This is a genomic window from Myxococcus hansupus, assembly GCF_000280925.3.
GTDB classification, from domain to species: Bacteria; Myxococcota; Myxococcia; order Myxococcales; family Myxococcaceae; genus Myxococcus; species Myxococcus hansupus.
Genome location: NZ_CP012109.1, coordinates 5,187,803 through 5,203,675, shown reverse-complemented (window position 1 = coordinate 5,203,675; position 15,873 = coordinate 5,187,803). Strand labels below are relative to the sequence as shown.

13 protein-coding genes are annotated in these 15,873 nt (G+C 65.9%); 3 read left to right on the top strand and 10 right to left on the bottom strand.

Annotation, left to right across the window (positions count from 1 at the left end; all coding sequences use genetic code 11):
* Positions 1 to 104: 104 nt before the first annotated feature.
* The 8 genes from A176_RS20025 to A176_RS20000 form a co-directional block, all read right to left on the bottom strand.
* Positions 105 to 875: an Imm49 family immunity protein gene (locus A176_RS20025; protein WP_002635027.1), complete on the bottom strand. Its 771-nt coding sequence runs from the start codon at positions 873 to 875 to the stop codon at positions 105 to 107.
* A 43-nt stretch (positions 876 to 918) separates the two neighbouring features.
* Positions 919 to 2,004 carry a hypothetical protein gene (locus A176_RS39100; RefSeq protein ID WP_002635028.1) on the bottom strand — a complete coding sequence of 362 codons (1,086 nt, stop codon included), beginning with the start codon at positions 2,002 to 2,004 and terminating at the stop codon, positions 919 to 921.
* Positions 2,005 to 2,033: 29 nt separating this feature from the next.
* A complete protein-coding gene (locus tag A176_RS20015) occupies positions 2,034 to 3,311 on the bottom strand; it encodes a TIGR02270 family protein (RefSeq protein ID WP_002635029.1) in 1,278 nt (425 codons plus the stop codon).
* A 94-nt stretch (positions 3,312 to 3,405) separates the two neighbouring features.
* Entirely contained in the window at positions 3,406 to 3,987 is a 582-nt protein-coding gene (locus A176_RS38745) for an imm11 family protein (protein ID WP_144429576.1), read from the bottom strand.
* Between the two features lie 53 nt (positions 3,988 to 4,040).
* Positions 4,041 to 4,808 carry an AHH domain-containing protein gene (locus A176_RS38090; RefSeq protein WP_002635031.1) on the bottom strand — a complete coding sequence of 256 codons (768 nt, stop codon included), beginning with the start codon at positions 4,806 to 4,808 and terminating at the stop codon, positions 4,041 to 4,043.
* A 29-nt stretch (positions 4,809 to 4,837) separates the two neighbouring features.
* The gene (locus A176_RS38085) at positions 4,838 to 5,356 is read right to left on the bottom strand and encodes a DUF6484 domain-containing protein (RefSeq protein ID WP_226993933.1); all 519 of its coding nucleotides are present in this window, start codon (positions 5,354 to 5,356) and stop codon (positions 4,838 to 4,840) included.
* Between the two features lie 14 nt (positions 5,357 to 5,370).
* A complete protein-coding gene (locus tag A176_RS20005) occupies positions 5,371 to 5,838 on the bottom strand; it encodes a DUF4150 domain-containing protein (RefSeq protein WP_044890101.1) in 468 nt (155 codons plus the stop codon).
* A 187-nt stretch (positions 5,839 to 6,025) separates the two neighbouring features.
* On the bottom strand, positions 6,026 to 6,538 hold the full coding sequence (locus tag A176_RS20000; RefSeq protein ID WP_044890155.1) for a TetR/AcrR family transcriptional regulator: 513 nt from the start codon (positions 6,536 to 6,538) through the stop codon (positions 6,026 to 6,028).
* Positions 6,539 to 6,705: 167 nt separating this feature from the next.
* On the opposite strand from A176_RS20000, the gene A176_RS19995 reads away from it, so the two are divergent.
* Both A176_RS19995 and A176_RS19990 read left to right on the top strand, forming a co-directional pair.
* Complete coding sequence (locus A176_RS19995) at positions 6,706 to 8,496, top strand: flavin-containing monooxygenase (RefSeq protein WP_002635034.1); 1,791 nt, start codon at positions 6,706 to 6,708, stop codon at positions 8,494 to 8,496.
* Positions 8,493 to 10,157 carry an SMP-30/gluconolactonase/LRE family protein gene (locus A176_RS19990; RefSeq protein WP_002635035.1) on the top strand — a complete coding sequence of 555 codons (1,665 nt, stop codon included), beginning with the start codon at positions 8,493 to 8,495 and terminating at the stop codon, positions 10,155 to 10,157. Before A176_RS19995 ends, A176_RS19990 begins: the two co-directional genes overlap by 4 nt.
* 28 nt (positions 10,158 to 10,185) lie before the next feature.
* Here A176_RS19990 and A176_RS19985 read toward each other — a convergent pair whose 3' ends face one another.
* Positions 10,186 to 10,518, bottom strand: a complete 333-nt coding sequence (locus A176_RS19985) for a hypothetical protein (RefSeq protein WP_002635036.1) — start codon at positions 10,516 to 10,518, stop codon at positions 10,186 to 10,188.
* 303 nt (positions 10,519 to 10,821) lie between these two features.
* On the opposite strand from A176_RS19985, the gene A176_RS19980 reads away from it, so the two are divergent.
* A complete protein-coding gene (locus A176_RS19980; RefSeq protein WP_002635037.1) occupies positions 10,822 to 12,000 on the top strand; it encodes an AI-2E family transporter in 1,179 nt (392 codons plus the stop codon).
* 81 nt (positions 12,001 to 12,081) lie between these two features.
* On the opposite strand, the gene A176_RS19975 is transcribed toward A176_RS19980, so the two are convergent.
* Complete coding sequence (locus A176_RS19975; protein ID WP_002635038.1) at positions 12,082 to 15,654, bottom strand: hypothetical protein; 3,573 nt, start codon at positions 15,652 to 15,654, stop codon at positions 12,082 to 12,084.
* Positions 15,655 to 15,873 lie beyond the last annotated feature (219 nt).

Genomic DNA, 15,873 nt, shown 5'->3' with positions numbered 1-15,873 from the left:
CGACACGGCCAAGGGCCTGACATGAAAGTCCTTGCTCAAGGCGCGTGTACGCGTCGGCCGGCGCAGTGGGTCCGGCCGCTGTCGCTGCCGTCCTGTTGGAGGTGCTACAGGGGAGTGGACCTCCAGGAGTCGCGTTGAAAGGGCCGCGCAGAGGGCTCCCGCGCGATGCTGGGGATGTTGAGATAATCCTCCTCGGTCGAGAACCCCTGGAGTTCGGCAAGACGGATCAGCGCCAGTCCCTCAACGGAAAGCTGCCCCTCGGTTGCGAGTGTCTCCTGTTCAATGGAGCCATTCGCTGAGAGGTCTTGAATGGAGTCGTTTCGCGCCGACAGAAACCCGGACAATTCGCTTCCGAAAGCGGCCTCGTCGCCTATCAAGAGTGCTCGGCATATTCCCAGCCGGAAGTCCTCGGCGCCCTGGAGCGCCGCTTCGTAATGCGTCAGGAGTTCGTTGCAGGTGTCATCGGTGGCGCCCAGGAAGTAGCGCTGCATGAGGAACTCGACGAAGAGGAAGTCCTCCGGGTACTCCATGTCGGGCTCCCGGAACCTCTTGGCGTGAAGGGCAATCTCGCGGGCGGTATCAAGGTCTCCCGCGGCAATGGCGTCGAAGAAGGGGAGGCACTTGCTCGTCAGCTTCTCGCCGTCGTCAGCCCTCGACAAGAAATGGAAGAAGCACCGGCCGCTCTGGTGAAGGCGCCAGAGAAAGGCGTCAGAGGTGGCGCTGAGGAATAGCGCCCCGATGCCTGCAAGCCTGAAGTTCTGGCAGAGGGTCAGCACTTCCTTGAGCGGGAGATCATTGCCAAGGCCTCTTGAAATCAGGCGCTGATTTTCTTGCAACGCGACTTCGACGAAGAGCGGAAGTCTATCCGAGGTCATCTTTTGATGCTCCTTGGCGCGTGTGGTGGTCGTCGTATCCAGCTCACGGAGCCCCGAGACAGACGCTCCCAACCTGCCCACGCTCGGAACTCGACAGGACCAAGGCATGGCCCGCGCGCGCATGGCCTCGCGCCAAGGCGTGCAGCGCCATGCAGATCCCCAGTGCTCCACTGGCGGCGCCTGTGTCGCCAACATGGGCACAGGGAACATGGACTTCCGGGGCCTTCATTCGCTGTTCGATGCGCACACTTGCGTAGCCCCACTCCCGCGCTCTCCACTCCTCCCCGTTGAGATCGGCGTAGATGTCTCCACCGAATGAAGCGGGCTCCGGCAGGAGGTCGAGCACCTGGTGAATGCACTTCGCCAGTCCCGTGCCCGTGGTCGTGCTTCCGGATTCGCGGTGATTCTCCTCTTGCGCGGTGGCGACGCCCGCGAGCCGCGCCTGCGGTGGGGCATTGCGTTTGCGCGCGCTGGATTCCAATTCCAGGAGGAGGCAGACGCCTGCCTCACCGGGCGTGAGGCCCACGGGCTGACCTTCAAATTTGAGGCGGCGCTGGGCGCCCAGTTGTTCCAGGACACCCGGCGCGAGCAGCGAGTCCGCGGCGACGATGAGCACGCGTTGCAGCCTGCCGTGACGCAATTCTTGCGCACCTCGCTCGAACGCGTTTGCTACCCCAGCATGCCCCATGCTCAGCGTTTGTAGCTTTTCGTCGTCAATGGGCAGCCGCAGGGCGTCTCTCAGCTTGGCGGCCATGCTTCCCGCGCTTTCCTCCATGCCTGGCTCAAGCCAGCCCGTGTCCGGATAATTGGTAACGGATATCAACCCCGTTTCGCGCCAGTAGGTGGTCTCTTGCGTTCCTTGAAGCTGCCCGCGAGCGCGCATGTCGTCCAGGCATCCGCGGGCCAACCGCAGCCAGCGTCCCTGATGCGTGAACCCTTCCGTGTAGCCCTGGATGGGGTGCCCCGTCAGCGCAACGAGGTCCTGCGTTTCTTCATCCAGAACCTGATAATGCGCGACGCGCCGTGGGCGCGAGATTCCTGCGTGGATGGCGGCACACGCGTCTGGCGCGTTTCTGCCCACGGAGGTGATGGCCCCGCTGCCGGTGATGACAATGCGCGCGTCATGCATACGCAGCTCCTCTGGTGTGAAGCGGCTGCTCAAAGTCTCATGAAGCTGTCGAACGAGCCCACGGGGATTCCAGGACGGAGCTGACGCGCGAGGAGGAGCTGTCCTCGCTGTCGCGAGGTCCATGCGGTCGTCTCCACGTTGACGGCTCCCTGGGTCCGGATGGCGAGCTCCAGGGCGAGCGGGGGCCTACGGCGCGTCGGGAGGACCTCCAACGCTTGAATGAGCAGCTCAGGTGTCCACAAGTGTCCTTGGAGGTACCTTCTGCCTGGCTCGAAGCGGGAGCGCGCATTCTTCCACCACGCGTCAACACGGTCGGCTCTCACGCGGCCCCGTATCGCGGGGGCCCTTGGGCCCCAGGGGGAGGACTCCCATTGCCCCGCGGGTTCGTCGTCATCCGAGGAGGTGGCTTCCTCGATGAGGTCCGAGGACATGACGAGGCCGGTGATGGCGGAGAAGGACTCGGCCGCGAGCACCGCTTCCTGGGTCGTCAGCACGCCCAGCAATGCGTCGGCTGCGGCCCGTTGCCCGCTGAGGCCCAATGCTTGGATCGCAGACGTCCGAAGGGATGGCTGTTCCATCGCGGAAAGGAGCACCTCGACTTCCGCCGGATCTCCCGACATCCCCAATGCCAGGAGCAGCCCCCGAAGCTGGGGGCTCTGTGTTCTCACCGCGCTCCGGCACTGCCACCATGCCGCGCGCGAGCCCAAGATGAGTCCGGTCAGCAGGGCGGCGTCACGCACCTGGGGATGGGACTCTTCCAGTCCTCGTTGCACCAAGCGATGGGCGCGGCCGTGCTCCGTATGCCGTGAGGCCTGGATGACGGCGGCTCGAAGTGACGTATTTTCGTTTGGGTACAGCGACTCCAGCACCGAGCCTGCATCCGCGTGACGGGATGCGAGGCATTTCACGAGCAATGCCTGGAGCGGCGCCTCATACCTTGGCAATGCCTGGATCAGGGCTGCATCCAGGTCCGGCCTGGAGCTCAGTGCCACGGCTCGGCATAACTCTCGCCGCTTTTCGTCCTCCGCGTTGACGAGCGCGTCGAGGACCGGCGGAAGTGCCTGCTGCCCCATGGATTCCAGCAGCGCGTATGCTGCGGGACCCGCGATGAAGTCGTCTGTTGCCTCCAGGGCTGGCCGTAGCACGCGCTGGCTGATGGCCCCTCCCGCGACGAGCAGTGCGTCGAGGTGCATTTTCAGTCGATGTTCATCTCCTCCGGCCACGTCGTCCAGCGACTCCTCGGACGAGAAGAGGGCACGCTCCCACTGGCGCCAGAAGAAGGATGCCTCCTGGAGGTGCTCCTCCACGACATCCCACAAGATGGGTGGTAGCCGGGGCCGCCGGACGGAAGTGCCCCCCGAGGATGCGTTGAAACTCAAGGACACACGCACCTCCATGCTGCTAGCGGACGGGCAGTTCCACCAGCGTGACATTGCTGAACTTGCGTTCGTGCAGTTCGGCGGCCAGGGCTTCGTTCACGACATAGTTGCTGGAGTCCCTGTCGATGCGAAAGAGTGCGGGCGCTTGCTCCACTTTCTCGCGTGACAAGACTCGCTTGTTGATGCGAATGATTTCATCTGGATCCTCGTCATCCCAGATGATCTGACTCGCCTTGAAGTCGAGACAGTCGAATGTCCCAAGTGGGTTGATGATGACGTAGTCCCTGCTGTGCACTCGTTTCCTGTGGTCATAAAGTGTGAAGGGCAGGTACTCGACGTCACTTTGACGGTGTTTTTCGATAGTGGCCCTGAGTTCGGGGGCTGCAACGAGCATGCTGTCCGTGTTTCCAATGAGAGAGCAGAGCTTGATGCCTGGACTGTCTGGGGTCATGAAGATCTTGGCATCCGCAGGGTAGACGGAGCGCAGGGACTCCCCTTTGCTCACCTTCCATGCGTGCATTCCGATGCCATCAACGAACTCCCGAAGGAGGCAGAGGTCTTCATTGCCGAAGTCCCCCAGGGTATTTACGGCATAGAATTTCATGGTTCACCTCGGAAATGCATGGTGCAGTGCGCTGTGGTGACAGGGCGTGCGTGTCAAAACGACGTCACCATTCTCCGCGCCAGTGCTTTGAGTGAGTCATGATCTCCCTTCACTCGGTTTTCGGGAAGGCGAGCCTGCGTGATGGCGAGGTAGAGGGTCTTGGAGAGTGTTTTGATTTTCTTGACGTATTTGTCGTAATCGGGCTCCGTGCCTTGCCCATCTAGATGCTTTTGAATGGCTTCTTGAGCGCCTGCGAATATCTTTTTCAGTTCCTTTTCGACATAGGTGCTGTACGAGCCGTGTCTCCCATTGTGGTACGGGAGTTGTAGCGCCCGGGCGTGAGCGGGACTCGCTGGCAGATAGGCCATGTTGGACCTGTCGTTGAGGTTGTAGCCGTTCTGGAGGAGTCCCGCGCGAAGGGCGCTCAACTTCCTGACATCCTTCGTTTTTCTGTCTCCGCAGGTGGCGGTGCAGGTGGCGCAGGTCAGGCTCTCGAAGGGGACGATGTGGTGAGCCTCGCGAGGATAATAGGTCCGGTGGCCGGTGGACGCGGAGAAGACCCAGTTGGCCGGATCCCAATCGCCTTCCTGCTTGGGGCGAGGTGTGGGAACTTCGCTCTTGGGGGGCCATGCGTAGCGTGCGTTTTCTGCCCTGGCCTTCTCGAACGCCTGCCAGTGGTAGCTGCAGTGGTGATCCTTCTTTTTACCCTGATGTGACGTCAGGCAACCCTTGTCCTTCGCCTTCTTCCCCTCTGTGAGATGCAGGTCGGCCAGGTTCTCCGAATCCCAGCCATGCCATTCCGCTGCTGTGGTCTTCCCCATGGCGGTCCTCCGTGACACGTGCCGGGAACTCAGTTGATCTGGACTTTGCCCCCTTTGATGCGGTGCAACTCGTCCGCTTCGGTTCGGATGTTCACGCCACGCAGTAGAACTTCGCCATTTCGTCGAAGCGTGATGCTTGCCTTGCCACAACGAAGAACCATTTCCTCGCGGGCCTCAATGACGACTTCTCTGCCGTCGACACGGGCCTTTGCCGGGACACTCGCGAGGGACTGTGTCAGGACCGCATCGACGAGCGGCGAAAGGCTGGGCGCTTGGACGAGACCCAGCACAATGGGATGCGAGCGACGTCCCCGGTCAAAACTCAGCACCACGGCCTGCCGCGAGGAGGCGGCCTCACGAATCATGGTGCTATCAAGTTCCACGGTTCTGCTCGCACGGAGGGGGCCAAGAGGGTTTTCCGTGAAGTCCACCAACAGGTGGCCTTCGGCATCAATGCCTGTGACCCAACCGACGTAAGTACCCCAGAGGGGGGCCTCCGTTTCGGACGCTCCTGGGACCGGGACTCCCACCGTTTCCGGACGCTTCATGTCATTTCCCTCGGCTACTCGAGGTCCTTCTCGCAGTAGCGGCACTTGATGTTCTTCGGTCCCTTCCCGAAGCCCAGGACAGGAGGTTGCATCAGTGGCGCTGGAGGCGTGTTCTTGTCGTTGTGGAGCATGAGGTCCAAGGCTCTGGCCACGTTCTTTCCCTCGATCTGTACGTCGAAGGAGTAGTTGATGAACTCGGCCCGGCCTTTCGTCTTGCCCGAGACCAGTCCGCCGCCCGCGGTCCCCGCCTCGTCTCCTGTGCTCGTGCTGAAGTTCGAATCCTTCAGGCAGACAGGATTGCCTTCGACCGTCACCTTCTTGCTTCCCTTGGCGGTGTCGGATGACCTGGCAATGTTGGGATATGGAATTGGAAGCGGCCCTGCGGGGCTGGGTGTTTTACAGATGTCGGGAAACGCCACCGTGACGCCGCCGCTCTCTTTCGTGACGATAGAGAGGGAGTTGACTCCCACCGTGTTTGCCATGAGTCCGCCTCCGCAAGCAGGGTCCAAGGCAACAGCGCTGCCATCCTACTGTGAATGGACTGAGCGCCGCCGCTCGGGGCACCGTGCCTGGGCGAAGGATTTGAACTGGCGAACAGATGGGTCCGACCCACCGCTCCATGTCAGCGACTCTCTTGCGCCCCGCTGGTGACGAACATCGGCCTGGGATTCAGCCCTCGCCTTCATCGACGATGGCCTGGATTTCCGCCTCCAGCCAGCGATGGGTGGACGTGTCCCGGACCTCCGCGAGCTGTTGAAGCGGCAGCAGCCTCCAGCTCACGAGCAGGCCACTCCAGAGGATGTTGAGCCGCGCCGCGCGCGCCGCGCCGTCGGGAGGTCCCAGCCAGCGGGCCAGCGGCACGATGACCTTCGTCTGGAGCATCTCGACGCTGGTCGCGTAGGCCTCCGGGTCGGCGGCGGAAAGAATGAGCATCGCCAGCGGCCCCGGCGCGTCGTGCGCCCCCAGGAAGAGGGACACCACCGTCTTCCCGAAGTGCCGCCTGTCAATCTGGAGCAGCGGCGTGATGTCGAGCACCTGTGCCAGCGTCTCCCGATAGAGCCCGTGCTTCGAGCCGAAGTAGCGGGTGACGAGCGAGGAGTTCACCCCCGCGAGCGTCGCGATCTCCCGCACGCCCGTGCCGGAGAAGCCCTGCGTGGAGAAGAGGGTGCGGGCGGCGCTCATGAGCGCCGCCCGGGTGCGCTCGGCGTCCCGCTGGCGCACGACTGGCTTTGAAGAGGACGGTCGCGAGGAGGTCACAGGGTTTACTTACATTTCTGGTTGAGCTATGTCTATAGAAGTAAACGGCTGTGTACATCTTGCGTGGCTTCATCTCGAAAGGATGTGTGCGAATGACCGCGACGAAGCAGGGTGAGCGCTCCTTTTCTCCGGAAGCGCTGAAGGAGAAGTACCGCCTCGAGCGTGAGAAGCGGCTGCGTCCCGACGGAAACAAGCAGTACCTCCCGTTGAAGGGCGTCTTCGCGGACTTCGACAAGGACCCGTATGTCGAGCCTGGCTTCACGCGTCCGGCGGTGGTCGAGACGCTGGACGTCCTGATAGTCGGTGGTGGCTTTGGCGGGATGCTGTCGGCCGCGCGGTTGCGCCAGGCGGGCGTGGAGTCCTTCCGCATCGTGGAGAAGGGCGGCGACTTCGGCGGCACCTGGTATTGGAACCGCTATCCGGGCGCGGCCTGTGATGTGGAGTCCTACATCTACCTGCCGCTGCTCGAAGAGACGGGCTACATGCCCACGGAGAAGTACGCCAAGGCGCCGGAGATCTTCGCCCACTGTCAGCGCCTGGGACGGCACTTCGACCTCTACAAGGCCGCGCTGTTCCAGACGTTGGTCCAGTCCATGGATTGGGACGAGGCCGCACGGCGGTGGAACGTCACGACGGACCGGGGTGACCGGCTGGCGGCGCGGTTCGTGGTCATCGCGGGTGGCATCCTGCACAAGGCGAAGCTGCCCGGCATCCCCGGCATCGAGTCCTTCCAGGGACATTGCTTCCACACGAGCCGCTGGGACTATGGCTACACCGGCGGCAGCCCCACGAGCCCGATGACCCGGCTGGCCGACAAGCGCGTGGGCATCATCGGCACGGGCGCGACGGCGGTGCAGGCGATTCCGGGCCTGGGCGCCTCGGCCCAGCATCTGTATGTCTTTCAACGCACGCCTTCGAGCGTCGGGGTGCGCGCCAACCAGCCGACGGATGAGGCCTGGGTGAAGTCGCTCCAGCCGGGTTGGCAGCAGGAGCGCATTCGCAACTTCTCCGCGATTGTCTCCGGTCGGCCCATGGACATCGACCGGGTCCGGGACGGCTGGACGTACATCTTCGACGACGTCGCCACCCAGCAGGCCCAGACGCCCGAGGAGACGGCCCGGCTTCGCCAATTGGCCGACTTCCGCAAGATGGAAGAGATTCGCGCCAGGGTGGAGGGCATCGTCTCCGACCCGGCGACGGCCGAGGCGCTCAAGCCCTATTACAACCCGTTGTGCAAGCGGCCCTGCTTCCACGACGAATACCTGGTCACGTTCAACCGGCCCAACGTCCAGCTCGTGGACACGGATGGCAAGGGCGTGGAGCGCATCACCCCCACGGGCGTGGTGGTGAAGGGCCAGGAGTATCCCGTGGACTGTCTCGTCTACGCCTCGGGCTTCGAGGTCTCCGGAGACTACACGCGCATGCTGGGCTTCGACATCCGGGGGCGCGGTGGGACGTCCCTGCGGGACAGTTGGGCGGACGGTCCGGCGACGCTGCACGGCATGCACAGCCGTGGCTTTCCCAATCTGATGATGTTCACGACGACCCAGAGCGGCTGGGCCATCAACTTCGTGCACATCCTCGACGAGCAGTCCCAGCACGCGGCCTACATCATCTCGCGGTGCCTCAAGTCCGGCGTGGAGGTCTGCGAGGCTTCGGGGCAGGCGCAGCAGCAATGGTGGCAGGTGATTCTCGGCCGCCTCCAGCAGGGGATTGCCTTCGGCGGGGCGGAGTGCACGCCGGGCTACTACAACAACGAAGGCATCAACCCTGGGCCCAGCGCGATGCGCTACGCGACCTTCGGCGGTGACACGCTGGGGTTCATCGACGTCCTGCGGACCTGGCGCCAGGCGGATGACCTGGCTGGACTGGAACTCACATGACCGCCACGCACGTTCGATTCCTGTCGAGGTCCCTGGCCGTCTGTCTGGCGTTGGTGGGATGCCACGCCCTGGCCGCACCGCCCAGGGCCTATCGCCAGGAGGTGGTGGTGGCGGGTTCGCACTTCCAGGGCGTTCACGGGCTCGCTGTCGACGGCAAGGGGAACCTGCTGGCCAGCAACCTGCTGGGGCAGTCGGTCCACTCCGTCAATCTGAGCACGGGCGCGGTGAGCACCCTGGTGGGGCCACCCCTGGGCGGCGCGGATGACGTGGCGCTGGGGCCTGACGGCTCCATCTACTGGACGGGCTTCTTCACCGGCCAGTTGATGCGGCGCACGCCAGACGGCAAGACGCGCGTCATCGCCAAGAACCTGCCGGGCCTCAACTCGCTGGCGTTTCGCGGCGACGGCCGGTTCTACGTGACGCAGCTCGGGCGCGGTGATGACGCGCTGTGGGAGGTCGACCCGGACGGGAAGAAGCCGCCCCGGAAGGTCCTCGCCGATCCTGGCTTCCTCAATGGCTTCGAGTTCGGTCCGGATGACCGGCTCTACGGGCCACTCCTGCTCAAGGGACAGGTCGCGCGCGTGGACGTGGCCACGGGCGTCATCGAGCCCGTGGCGGATGGCTTCGTGATTCCGGTCGCGGTCAACTTCGATGCGCGCCGGGAGCACCTCTACGTCGTCGACTCGGCGCGCGGTGAGCTGGTTCGCGTCCGGCTCCCCTCCGGGACGAAGGAACTCGTCGCGAAGCTGCCCACTGGCATCGACAACCTGGCGGTGGGCCCGGATGACCAGGTGTACGTGTCCAACATGGTCGACAACGACATCCGCGTGGTCAACCCCGCGGACGGCTCGGTCCGGCTCCTCGTCGAATCGCGCCTGGCCGTGCCCTCCGGCATCGCCGTCGCGCCGGATGACCCCGATGAGCAGGTGTACCTCGCGGACGTGTATGCCCTGCGTCAGGTGGGCGGGCGCGACGGCAAGGTGAAGCAGACGGCGCGTGTCCTGTCGACGCCGACCAACTTCCCGATGAACGTCAGTGTGAACGCGAAGCACGTGGTGGCGAGCACGGCCTACCTGGGCGGCATGAGCAGCATCCAGGTGCTGGACCGGGCCACCGGGGCGCTGGTGCGGACGGTCCCCCAGACGAATGGCGCGCAGGCCGCGCTCGAACTGGATGACGGCACGCTGCTCGTGGCGGAGTCCGGCACGGGCAAGCTGGTCCGAATCAGCGCTTCCGAGCCCGCGGTGAGCACGGTGCTCGTGGAGGGGCTGGGCGGTCCCGTGGGCCTCGCGGCCGACACGGGCGCGGCCGAGCCGGCCGTCTTCGTCACGGAGGTCCGTTCGGGGAAGGTAACGCGGGTGCGCCTGTCGGATGGTGCCCGGCGCACGGTGGCTTCGGGCCTCAAGGCGCCCGAGGGCATCGCGCGTCACCCGGATGGCGGACTGGTGGTCGCGGAGGTGGGCCGCAAGCGGCTGGTGCGCATCGAGCCGGACACGGGGCGGCTGTCGGTGATTGCCAAGGGACTGCGCATCGGTGTCCCCGAGAGCGCGGGGTTCCCACCCGGTTACCTGCCCACGGGCGTCGCCGTGGGCGCCTCGGGGACCGTCTACATGACGTCCGACATCGAGAGCGCGCTCTACCGCTTCGTCCCCGTGCCTTGAACGGCGGGGCGTGAAGGCGCCCCGACTTTCAAGTGGCGGGCACTTCGAAGCTCATGGACAGGCCGGCCTCGAACTCGGGGGCCTGCCGAAGCCGCTCCAGGACAAGGCGGGTGCACTGGAGCGTGACGAGGGGAATCGTCCCCGGATCGCTGATCCACCGCACGGCGTCCATGAGGTGGTGGGCCTTCAAGAAGGCCAGCACCGCGTCACGGAACCGGCGTCCTTCTTCCAGGGCGCGTTCGTACGCGGACCGCCGGTCCGGCGGTGTCAGCCGGACCGCGGCGGCGCCGCGCTTGCGGCGAGGCAGGGGCTGAGGCTCCTCAGCGCTCTGCCGGGGCATGACGATGGCTTCAATCCACATCGCGTCACCCTCCACACTCCGAGTCCTGGCGTGGGTCTGAAGATTATCGGACAGGGCGCGCGCAGGTTGCGCGCGCATCGCCTCGCACTCAAGGGTGGGGCACGCTCGCCCCCATGGCATGAGTTGTCTTCGGGCGCCGTGCGGGCTGCTCCGGGTCCAGGCGCAATGGCAGACGCTCGGTCGCTCGCCTGCTCTCCTCGGGGCCGCCAACCCCTTGAACTTCAAGCCGCCTGTTGTCAGGTGGCACCGGTGTGCGACATGGGCTGCCTGGCGCCCGTGCAACCTCCGCCTACCTTGTGAGGCATGAAGGCACCTCGTCGGCAGCTTCCCGTCTATGTGCCGCCGCGCACAGTTTGGGTCGTCGGGCTCCAGGTCCTGCTCCTGGTGTTGTGCTGGACCGTGCTCCGGGCGCTGTATCCGGTGCTCACGTTGCTGGCGGTGGTGCTGCTGCTCTCCATCGCCTTGAGCCCCCTGGTGCGCCGGTTGACGCGGTGGGGATTGCCGCGCGGTCTGGGCGTGGCGGTGGTGGCGCTCTTGCTGCTGGGCACGATGGGCGTCCTGGTGGGCACGTTGGTGCCCATGCTCGTCAAGCAGCTCCAGGTGCTGGTCCAGACGATGCCGGCCACGCTCGAACGGCTCGCGGAGTCCCCTCGGGTGCAGGAGCTGAGCGCGCGCTACGGCATGCAGGTCCACACGGAGGACCTCATCCGCTTCGAGCCCTCGGACCTGGCGGGGCGCCTCATCAACGTCCTGTCCTCCACGCTGGGGCTGGTGGCGGGCGGCATCACCGTGGTGGTGCTCACGGTGTTCAGCCTGCTCTTCGGAGAGGACCTCTACGAGAGCATCCTCCAGTGGGTGTCGCCGCGCCGTCAGCCGCGCGTCCGGCTGCTGGTGTCGCGGATGCGCAAGGCGGTGGCCAACTACCTGGCGGGGACGTTGCTGGTGATGACCATTGGCGGAACGGTGGCGGCCACCATGGCGCTCATCCAGGGGGTGCCGTACTTCCTGCCGCTGGGCCTGGTGGTGATGATGTTGGGCGTCATTCCCTTCCTGGGCAGCATCGTCAGCGCCGTGTTGGTGGGCGTCGTCACACTGGCGGCGGTGGGCCTCAAGGACGCGCTCATCGCGGTGGCGGTGTTCATCGTCTACCAGCAGCTTGAATCCAATGTGCTGGGCCCCATGATTCAGCGCCGGGCCATCCGGATGAACCCGCTGCTCATCTCCATCGTGGTGCTCTGCGGCGGCGCGCTGGCGGGCCTGCGGGGCGTGGTGCTGGCGGTGCCCCTGGCGGCGGCGGCGCAGGTGCTGGTGCAGGAGGTGCTCGCGCTGCGCCGGGAGGCCTGGGCGCGGTCTCACCGGCAGGAGGCCCAGCGGCGCGAGCCGGGCCGCGGCGCGGTGGAGGAGGGGCTGCTCTTCGCCGGCCCCATGGCGGCCCGGCGGCATTCCGAGCCGACCCGAGAGGAGCCACCCGAGTCGCACTGAGGCCAGGGGCCGCCGGGAAAAACGAAGGGCTCCCGGTACACTTCCCGGGAGCCCTGGGTGAATCAAGCCTTCGTCACGGCCTCAGCGCGCCGCTTGCGTGGAGCGGCCCTGCGCGCTGCGCGACTTCGTTGGCGTGGTGGAGGCCACGGAAGAGGCCACGCCGAACACGAGGTCGTCGCGGTCGTTGAACGTCCCCGCCGTGCAGATGCCCGGCGAGCCACTGAAGCGGAACTGCGCGCGGATGGCGTGGTTGCCCGCGGTGGCGCCCAGGTTGAAGGTGTGTGTGAAGGTCCGCGAGCCGCTGCCCGTGCAGGCCACGTTGGTCGTCAGGGGCGTCCAGCTCGGAGCCGAGGCGTTGGTCGTGTAGTAGAGGTCGAGCCGGTCGGAGGTGCCCCAGCACCACACGGTGATTTCGGCCGTCACCTGCTTGCCCACGCCGAACGCGCTGTGGTCGGTGGTGCGGATGGCGACGCGTTCCACGCTCTCATCGCTGCGGTAGGTGCCGGCGTTGCCGTCCGCGCAGGAGTTGTTGATGGTGTTGGGCTGGTTGAGCTCCGCGCCACCGGTCATGGCGCCTCGGCCGGCGACGAGCGTCGGGCCGGTGTCACACCCACACACGGTGCCGCAGGACGGGGCCCTCAGCGTGGTGTTGAAGGTGGCGGCCACCGGGGTGCAGACGTTGGTGGTGGTGAAGTTGCGCACGGCGCTGTCGGCGCTCGTGCCGCAGGAGTCCGCCGCGCGGGCGCGCCAGTAGTAGGTGGTGACGTTGCTCAGCGCGGGCGTCACCGTCCAGTCGCTCGTCGCCAGCGCGGTGGCCGAGCGGACGATGTTGGTGAAGGCGGCGTCCGTGGCGACGTCGACCTGGTAGGTGGCGGCGCTCGGCACGTCGCTCCAGTCGAGCGCGGCGGAGGCGGCGACGCCGGTGGCGCCGTTGGCCGGGCTGACCAGGGTGGGCGCGGCGAGCGTGACGCAGCCGCGCGTGGTGAAGCTGGACGGGGCAGTCCAGTCGCTCACGCCGCCGCACGAGTTGCTCGCGCGCACGCGCCAGTAGAACCGGGTGCTGGTGGCCAGGGGCGGCGTCACCGTCCAGGTGCTGGCCGTCAGCCCGCTGGCGCTGGCCACGATGTTGGCGAAGGCCGCGTCGGTGGCGACCTGCACGTCGTACCCGGCGCCTCCCGCCACGTCATTCCAGTCCAGCACCGCGGTCAGGTCCACGGCCGTGGCGCCGTTGGACGGCGTGGCGAGCACGGGCAGGCCCGGCGGGGAGCAGACGGGGGTGGCGCAGGTGCAGGGGCTGGCTTCGCCGTAGCACGCGTTGGAGGAGGCCGGGACGATGGAGTAGCAATACTGACGGCTGTTGGCGACCTCGGTGTCCGTGTAGGTGGTGCCGGTGACGGTGGCGACCTTCGCCTTGCCGAAGTCACAGCCCGCGAAGCCCTCCGTCTTCATCACCCAGTACTGGGTGGCGCCGCTGGACGTGTCCCAGTTCAGGCTCACCTCGCCGTCACCCGCGGTGGCGGTGAGGGTGGCGGGGGCCGCGGTGGGGCCGTTCGCGCAGCCGCCGTTGGTGACGGTGGGCGTCGCGCAGGCGATGCGGTGCCGGTTGTAGGCCGCGTAGATGGCCGACATGTGCGGCGTGCCGTTGGCCAGGTTGCCGTCGTCGTCGTCCGCGGCCAGCCACTGCATGTAGCCGTTGGTGGCGCCACAGCCGTCGGACGTGCCCTGCGAGCAGTTACAGGCGTGCCACGTGCCCACGTTGCCGCTGCCCTGGTAGAAAATCTTGTTGCCCACGATGAAGGCGGTGTTGGAGTCGTAGTTGAACGGCGCCGCCGTCAAGTCACGCGTGACGAAGTCCCAGGCCGCCTGACGCACGGGGGACGCGGCGCAGTGGACCTGGCGGCTGCAGGGGCCGGAGCCGGAGCTGCACATGGGGCACACGAAGTTCTGCGGGGTGGCGGGCATGTTGGGCACGCTGGCGGCCCAGTCCGCGTCACGCACGCCGGAGCACTTGGTGTTGCACCACGACGTTCCGTTGACCATTGCCTCCTGCTGGTTGTAGCCGGTGCCGTCGGGCGTGAGGCCGCAGCCGGTGTTGACCGTCTGGAAGAAGCCGTAGCCCACGCAGGAGGTCTGCAGGCGGTAGATGGCCGCGATGTCCGCGTAGCCTTCCGACGAGTTGCTGAGCGAGCCGTTGGCGTCGAAGTCGTCGATGCCGTGGCCCCACTCGTGGTCGAACACGGCCCCAATCTCACCGGTGTTCCGGCAGCCGCCGCCGCTCCGGTAGAAGTTCACGGAGACGCCGTTCCAGAAGGCGTTGCAGGTGCTGTTGATGTTGACGTTGGAGACGAGCTGGCCCTGCAGCCAGGTGTTGGTGGGCAGCCACCCGCGGGCCTGCTCGGCCAGCTTGTTCAGCTCGTAGAAGCTGGAGCGGGACGCGGCGGTGTTGCCGGCGGAGGTGCCCGCGGGCACGGTGCAGTCGTGGTCGTTGTTCACGCCGCCCAGGTTGAGGTTGCCCGAGGGGGAGCTGACGTTGATGGCGCCGCAGTTGTCGCTGACGCGCACGTACCGGCCGGCCAGCGTGGTGTTGACGGTGCCGGAGGTGTAGTTCACCACGCCCGCGCCGTCCGTGAAGTTGTTGGGCGCCGCCATCCCCGTGTTGGCCCACGGCATGGGCGTGTTGGGCTGCATCGTGCCGCACAACTCGTTGGAGGCGCAGGTGCCAATGTTGGTGGACGGGTAGATGCCACCCTTGAACTGCGCGTCGAAGTAGTGGTTGTCGTCCTCCACGGCGAGCACCTCGCCGGTGTGGGCGTCCACCGTCGTCTTCCAGCGCTGGTGACCCTCCGCCTCGGAGAAGCCATACGTGTAGACGAGCCGGTGCTCATAGCCGGTGCCCACCGCGCCATTGAAGGACTCGCCCTGGAGCGCCACGGGGGCCACCTCCAGCGTGGGCTCCTTCCACACCGTCTGCGGGCTGGCGTTCAGACCGACGAAGCCATTGCCGGACACGAGCGCGTCCTGGGCGGACAGCCGGGCCTTGGTCTCCAGCCGGACGTTGGACCAGGCCTCGGTGCCGATGAGGATGAGGTTGCCGTGGCTGATGGTGGCCGCGATGCGCGCGTGGCGCACGGGGACGCCGTTCACCTGCTGGGGGATGTGGACCTGGACGAGGTTGTCGTGGATGAACGTCACCCGGGGGCTGCCCATCTGCATCAGGTCGATGTTGAAGGCGGCCTGATTGTCCGCGATGAACTTGAAGATGATGTCCCCGATGGCGGCCTCGTCCACGGCCGCGATGGAGCGGCCAATGGACTCACGGACTTCGTCCATCGAGACTTTGTTGTTGAAGCCCTTGCCCGGAATGAGGGGGATGGTGCCCTGCACGGCGGTGGGCGTGCCGGTGCGCGGGTCCAGATAGACATTGAACTCACGCCCGTTGCGCTTGAAGAAGTCATCCCAAGCGTCGGCACCCAGCGAGGGCATGCTCTTGCGGGCTTGCTGCAACGGCATGTTCTGGATGGGGAGGTACAGCTCGGGTTTGAAGAAGGCCTTGTCTGCGACGGCGCTCTGTCCCTTGTCAGGCGGCTGGAATGCCCAGGTGGTCGTGGCTAGGAGCAGGACGAGACATGCTGCTGACACCCGTGTGTGGCGCATGCGTTTCTCCTCTGCGGACCCGCGGAGGACGTGCCTCCACGGTGGCTCCTGTTCGGAGCTCGGAAACGCAAATACCGGGTGCCACAACAAACCTGAATACGCGGCATTCCTTAACTTACTCCTGGAGAACGAAGCCCAAGAATAACAAGCACTCGCAGTGTTCACTGAAGGTGAAGTTGGAATGCCAATCGTCCGCGGGGCCTTGCGTCATGTTGCCGG

What these genes read in the sequence shown, in the direction of transcription:
- A176_RS19990 (WP_002635035.1), top strand. Translation starts at nt 8,493, where the DNA reads ATGACCGCCACGCACGTTCGATTCCTGTCGAGGTCCCTGGCCGTCTGT.
- A176_RS19985 (WP_002635036.1), bottom strand. Translation starts at nt 10,518, where the DNA reads ATGTGGATTGAAGCCATCGTCATGCCCCGGCAGAGCGCTGAGGAGCCT.
- A176_RS20025 (WP_002635027.1), bottom strand. Translation starts at nt 875, where the DNA reads ATGACCTCGGATAGACTTCCGCTCTTCGTCGAAGTCGCGTTGCAAGAA.
- A176_RS20005 (WP_044890101.1), bottom strand. Translation starts at nt 5,838, where the DNA reads ATGGCAAACACGGTGGGAGTCAACTCCCTCTCTATCGTCACGAAAGAG.
- A176_RS39100 (WP_002635028.1), bottom strand. Translation starts at nt 2,004, where the DNA reads ATGCATGACGCGCGCATTGTCATCACCGGCAGCGGGGCCATCACCTCC.
- A176_RS38745 (WP_144429576.1), bottom strand. Translation starts at nt 3,987, where the DNA reads ATGAAATTCTATGCCGTAAATACCCTGGGGGACTTCGGCAATGAAGAC.
- A176_RS19980 (WP_002635037.1), top strand. Translation starts at nt 10,822, where the DNA reads ATGAAGGCACCTCGTCGGCAGCTTCCCGTCTATGTGCCGCCGCGCACA.
- A176_RS38085 (WP_226993933.1), bottom strand. Translation starts at nt 5,356, where the DNA reads ATGAAGCGTCCGGAAACGGTGGGAGTCCCGGTCCCAGGAGCGTCCGAA.
- A176_RS19975 (WP_002635038.1), bottom strand. Translation starts at nt 15,654, where the DNA reads ATGCGCCACACACGGGTGTCAGCAGCATGTCTCGTCCTGCTCCTAGCC.
- A176_RS38090 (WP_002635031.1), bottom strand. Translation starts at nt 4,808, where the DNA reads ATGGGGAAGACCACAGCAGCGGAATGGCATGGCTGGGATTCGGAGAAC.
- A176_RS20000 (WP_044890155.1), bottom strand. Translation starts at nt 6,538, where the DNA reads ATGAGCGCCGCCCGCACCCTCTTCTCCACGCAGGGCTTCTCCGGCACG.
- A176_RS19995 (WP_002635034.1), top strand. Translation starts at nt 6,706, where the DNA reads ATGACCGCGACGAAGCAGGGTGAGCGCTCCTTTTCTCCGGAAGCGCTG.